Raw genomic sequence first — 5,268 nt, 5'->3', positions numbered from 1 at the left:
GCTTCGGCCCAGGCGGTGAACACGCCGGCCAGCAGCTCTTCCCGCGGCAGGCCGAGCAGGGCCAGCCGCTGTAGCGGCTCCGCCGCAAGCCGCCGGCCGCAGGCTTCCAGCGCGGCGGCGGCGTGCTCGCAGGCAGCGCGCCCGCAGGTGCAGCGCGCGGCCGACCCTTCATCCGGTACGGATGAAGGGGTCCACTCGTCCAGCCATGGGGCTGGACGGCCCTGCAGCAGGCGATACAGCGCCTGCGGATCGCCTGTAAGGCGGTGAAGCAGGGCCTGCTTCGCTTCAGGCGTCAGCATCTCACACGGGATGCGAACTTCCACGGATGGATCACCGGCTATCGTTCCTTGCAGTAATCCGGGCTTAAACTCCAGCGTTATCTTCTCGTGTTCCTCCGGCGTTACCATCCCGGCATTCCCCATCCTTCCCGCAATCTTCAATTCGTTGAAGCTTATATAAACTCCGTCCTTCACATCCAATCCTGTCCCTGCAGTTCAATTAACTGGCGAAGCTCGCCGTTTGACATCTCGGTCAGCCACGTCTCACCAGACCCGACAACCTGCTCAGACAGCGACTTCTTCTGCTCAATCAGCTCGTCAATCCGCTCCTCCAGCGTTCCTTGGCTGATCAGCTTATGGACTTGAACATTTTTGTCCTGTCCAATTCGAAATACCCGGTCTGTCGCCTGATTCTCTACAGCGGGATTCCACCAGCGGTCATAATGAAGCACGTGATTTGCACGCGTCAGATTTAAACCGACACCGCCTGCTTTCAGGGAAAGAATGAAGAAACTCGTACCCTTTCCATTCTGAAAAGCACGTACCATCTCATCACGCTCTTTCTTAGGCACGCCGCCATGGAGAAATGCAGGCTCCTTGCCGTAGCGTTTCGCCAAAAATTTCACAAGCATCTCACCCATATTTACATACTGCGTAAAGATCAGTGCCGATTCTTCGACATCGGCGATGCTGTCGAGGATTTCAAGCAGCCGCTGCATTTTGCCCGAGGACTCCATCTTCGCCGGTCTGTTATCCTCTCCCCGCAGCAGCTGCGGGTGATCACAAATCTGCTTCAGCTTTGTCAGCGAGGACAGCACCAAACCCTTGCGCGCCATGCCCGAACGGTTCTCAATCTGACCCATCATTTCATCCACAACCGCTTGATACATAGCCCCTTGGACCTCCGAAAGCGGACAGTACGATTTTATCTCCAGCTTCTCCGGCAGATCCTTGCGGATATCCGGATCACTCTTCAGCCTGCGGAGCATAAAAGGGGAAACCAATCGATGCAGCTCCTTAAGTCTCTCCTCCTGTCCTTCACCCAGCGCATAGCGCTGCCGAAAAGCAGAGAATGAACCTAAGTAGCCCGGATTAAGAAAATGAAAAATCGACCAAAGCTCAGCTAACCGGTTCTCCACCGGAGTACCTGTCATGGCAATCCGGTGGGGTGCGGAAAGCTTCATCACACTTTGCGCTTGCTTGGTGCGGTAATTCTTAATATACTGAGCTTCATCCAGCACGACACTTGACCAGCTTACGGCAGATAGATCGGTGCCGTCACGGCCTGCCAAATGATATGTGGTCAAGATAATGTCGTACTGCAGCGCTTCTTCCCTAAAGGATTCACCCCGAAGCCGCCGTACACCATGGTGAATATATAAAGTCAGATCAGGCGCAAAACGCTGTAATTCCCGCTGCCAGTTCCCAAGCAGTGAAGTGGGACAGACGATTAGAACAGGTCCGCCTTGCCGCAAAAGTTCAATCTCACGATCGCTAAGCTGCTCACCCGGTTCTGCAGCCGGATCACCACTCACAAGCTGCCCTTCTCTTCTGTGGTCCAGCAGACAGGTAATAACCTGAATGGTCTTTCCAAGACCCATGTCATCTGCAAGGCAGACCCCAAACCCGAGATCACGCATGACACTTAACCACTGATAACCCCGTTCCTGGTAAGGTCTCAGCTGACCGTGCAGCGAAGCCGGAATCGAACGGGCAGGTAATCTTCGGGCTCCTTCTCCATCAAGCAGCGCTGACAGCAGTCCCTTTGTTTCCAGCTCCTCAATGAAGAGCCCCTTCCACATGCGCTCCCCGTCCATTTCAGCCGTCAGATGCATCCATTCGGACAGCTCCATTTCACCCTTTTCATGCTTCTTCATGAAGCGAAGGACCTGATTAATTTCTTTCAAATCCACCTCGATCCATTCGCCCCTGAACTCAATATACGGCATATTGGCTTCAGCCAGGGCCGTCAATTCTTCACGGGTTAGCTGCTGGCCGCCCAAGGCCGCAGACACTTCAAAAGAAACAAGATGCTCCATGCCCAAAACAGGCACAGGCTGGTCTACTCCGAATCTTGTGGACGAATCCTGTATCATTTTAAGAGACAAGCCTGTGCGCCGCCGCCCCTCCCGGCTCCACTTGGACGGCATTTGCACGGTTACATTTCCCCGAGTCAGCCTTGGAACCGATTCTTTCATAAAAGACGACAGCTTCTCCAGCGGCAGCACCACACTTTCCGGAGCGGGCCCCGCCAGTCCTTCTGCGAGCTCGGGAGACTGCTCAGCTGCATCCCCAATCGCCATCAGCAGCTGCTCCTGAGCCGACTCATATATACGTCCCCGGACCAGCATATCCTTCTCAGAACTGCTCCAGATGCTGCGAGCCGGCAGCCACATGCCTTCATCTTCCCGGCTCCCTGCCCAGAATGATAAATGCCATTCCTTCTGCCCTTCAGCAAGCGGAGGCTCCAGCCTGAGTCCAAGCCGGATGATTCCGTTCTCCGGCGGCAGCTCTTCACCTTCCGTATAAGGAAGGTAGGTATGTCCGGCGCTCTCGACCTCTTGTGCCAGCTCCTGTACTTCTTCCGCCGCCCCCTGGACTGTAATCTCCCGGCTTACTGTAAGCAGACTGTTCCACCACAGCTCCGTAATAGGTGAACGGCCGCGGCGATAATCCTGCAAATACGAAGAGAGCTTCCCTTCAATGGCCCTTACCGCTTCCCTTGCTTCCGCATCTATCACCGCACACAGGAACGAGTAGAGCACAATAGCTCCAGCCTCCTCCCTAGTAACAGGTTCACTTCCCGCAAGGGCTGCAGGCACACCGATGCATATGGGCGGGATATTCGCAGCCATCTGCAGAAAACGTTCTGCATCCTCTCCTCTTAACTGCGGCTTCCATACCGCTTTGATCATATGCATGGAGGCGCTTCTTCGGCGTCCAGCCAAAGGAACCTCAGCTGTTCCCGGTGCAATTCGTCCCCGCAGCTGCAGCTCGAGTGCAAACTTTGCTGCCATTAACCAGTATTCCATTTCCTCGCCGAGCGCAAGGCCTTGGCTTTGATACAAGCCGGCATCTAAAGACAGCAGCATGTGAAACGCATCCCCGGGCGAAAGAGCCAAGCCTTCCATAGTTCGGCCTCCCAGTGTCTTGCGTTCATTTCGTCGCACACTCTTGACCACTGCCGGTTGGACAGGGAATCTCATCTCTGCTAACCGAAGTGAAGCATGCGCAAACGGACGGCTTCCATCCTCCAGCCGCAGCTTTCTTATGATTCTGCTCCAAGCGTCTACTTTGGGCTCCGACACTTCACCGGAGAAACAAAAAAATGCATCTCCTAGCCATACGCCATACAGCGGTTGATTCATTGTTGTCTCCTGTCTTTTTCCTGCTTTATAGATATTATTATTATTTTATCCGAAAGCGGATTATTTTCAAAACGATAACCTTCTCTAAAAAAACAATCACTAGCCCTGGATATGACTTCATATTAATGACACTTTTTGGTTTCCTCACCGTATCTAGATATAAACCGATTTTGCAAGATTCAATACAGCGATTTCAATCACCAACGGACTCAACATATGGAACTTATCCATCATTCCATTGTACCATAGTGCGCCCGAGATCGGAGTTTCAAAACACGAAACAGCACTTTTTTTAAAGGAGGTTGTGAATATATGGCTGTAGGTGGATTGATCTTTGGAATTTTTGGCTTGCTGATTCCTTTATTATTCCTGGTTGTTCATATTGCTATATGTGTATGGGGTTACCGGGATGCTAAGCGGAGAGGAAAGAGCCCCGAATTTGCCCTGCTCGTAGTGCTTGGACTCCTGTTCTTTCCCATTGCTGGCCTGATCGTATATCTTCTGATTCGTGAAAATTAGTGAATAGGGATTCTGCGAATTCCCTCCGATAAAAACAAAAAAACAAAGTACCCGGCATATCTAATCTCACCGGTTACTTTGTTTTTTTAGCGTCTTATATTTCCTGTAATACGTTCACCCTTTTATCTTTCCCTTACTGCGCTTTCAGACTAGCCCAGGATTGTTCCAGTGCCTCAAACAGCTGCGTCTTGTCCACATTTCCAGCTACATACCCCTGCATCTGGCTGCCGAATTCATTCATGCCTCCGTCCGGAAATTTATTGAACTCCCAGCTGAGTGTTTTACCGTCCTGACTGTACTTCATGACATCCGTACCCAAATCTCCAAGCATCTCGGTATTCGCTTCAATAGACTTGAAGGCCGGTATGAATTTAAAATCCTCGGTCATATACTTTTTGCCTGTTTCTGAGGTTACAAGCCAGTTTAGAAACTCCTTGGCTTCATCCTTCATCTTGGAGTTCTTGTTAACGACCCAGTTATTCGGAACACCTACGGGAAGCTTATCATTCTGTTCCGCATTGTCGTTAATCGGCATAGGGATAAAGCCAATGTTCAGGTCCGGATTGATGCCGTCAATCTGTACCTGAGTCCAGTTACCGTTCTGTGTCATGGCAGCTTCACCGCTGGCAAAAGTTGTGATTTCCGTATTGTAATCGGTCGTAAGCGGGTTTTGCTGGCCATATTTCATCGTCAGATCAAACAGCTTGATCCAATCATCAAACACAGCGTTTCCTGCAATTTTCTCTGTTCCTTCATTCATTCCCTTAACAAACGCATCCGGGTCCTCCTGATGGGCAAAAGCGATATTAAGCAGGTGGTTCGCCAGAATCCAGTTCTCTTGATAACCGTTTACGAACGGTGTAATTCCCGCTTCCTGAAGCTTCTGCGCCGCTGCTTCAAGCTCGGTTAACGTGGTAGGGAGCTCTGTAATTCCTGCCTTTTCAAACAGATCCTTATTATATATAAATCCGTAGCCCTCAATCGCCATCGGCTGGCCATAGAGCTTGCCATCCTTTGTCATCGGCTCTTTGGCAACATCCAGGACATCATCTACCCATGGCTGGTCAGACAGGTCCTCAAGTCTTTCTAACCATGTATTCAGG

3 protein-coding genes and 1 pseudogene are annotated in these 5,268 nt (G+C 51.4%); 1 reads left to right on the top strand and 3 read right to left on the bottom strand.

The features are described 5' to 3' along the window. Both BN1234_RS20325 and BN1234_RS20320 read right to left on the bottom strand, forming a co-directional pair. A pseudogene (locus tag BN1234_RS20325) lies at window positions 1-479 on the bottom strand (hypothetical protein); the annotation flags it as partial. Beyond that, window positions 470-3,646 (bottom strand): DEAD/DEAH box helicase, encoded by a 3,177-nt coding sequence (locus tag BN1234_RS20320; protein WP_054958462.1) that lies wholly within the window; start codon window positions 3,644-3,646, stop codon window positions 470-472. The pseudogene BN1234_RS20325 and the gene BN1234_RS20320, both read right to left, overlap by 10 nt. Before the next feature lie 312 nt (window positions 3,647-3,958). Here BN1234_RS20320 and BN1234_RS20315 point away from each other — a divergent pair, with 312 nt between their 5' ends. Beyond that, complete coding sequence (locus tag BN1234_RS20315) at window positions 3,959-4,165, top strand: hypothetical protein (RefSeq protein ID WP_054958461.1); 207 nt, start codon at window positions 3,959-3,961, stop codon at window positions 4,163-4,165. Between the two features lie 133 nt (window positions 4,166-4,298). Here BN1234_RS20315 and BN1234_RS20310 read toward each other — a convergent pair. Then, window positions 4,299-5,268: ABC transporter substrate-binding protein (locus BN1234_RS20310; RefSeq protein WP_054958460.1), on the bottom strand; the 970-nt coding region annotated here is incomplete at its 5' end.

It is taken from the genome of Paenibacillus dakarensis, assembly GCF_001373415.1.
In the GTDB taxonomy this organism is placed as follows: Bacteria; Bacillota; Bacilli; order Paenibacillales; family Paenibacillaceae; genus Paenibacillus_AQ; species Paenibacillus_AQ dakarensis.
This window is presented reverse-complemented; position numbering and strand designations above follow the sequence as displayed.